This is a genomic window from Algibacter sp. TI.3.09, from assembly GCF_038154905.1.
Taxonomy (GTDB): domain Bacteria; phylum Bacteroidota; class Bacteroidia; order Flavobacteriales; family Flavobacteriaceae; genus Algibacter.
The window spans coordinates 1-285 of sequence record NZ_JBAKAN010000074.1 but is presented as its reverse complement, the minus strand read 5'-3'; the positions used below and the strand labels follow the sequence as shown (position 1 = coordinate 285).

General features: G+C 33.3%; 1 pseudogene. It reads left to right on the top strand.

The features are described 5' to 3' along the window. Window positions 1–149: 149 nt before the first annotated feature. Window positions 150–285 (top strand): annotated as a pseudogene (locus tag V6246_RS18380) (peptidylprolyl isomerase); the annotation flags it as partial.

Sequence of the window (285 nt, the reverse complement as noted above, 5' to 3'; positions counted from 1 at the left end):
TCATTCTCTAAAAACATAAAAAGGAACATAGTTTTAACGATATAAAGTGTTGGCGATGTTCTCTTTCCGCGAAAGCGAAAAAATAAACCACAAGCTTATTATCTACAACCTTACTTCCGTATATTTGCACTTTCTTAAAAATAACAATCATGCAAGACGTATTATACGCAAAATTTAACACAACAAAAGGAGAGATTCTAGTTGCTTTAGAGTACAAAAAAACGCCAGGAACAGTTGGGCACTTTGTAGCTTTAGCTGAAGGAAATCTTGAAAACAAAGTAACAC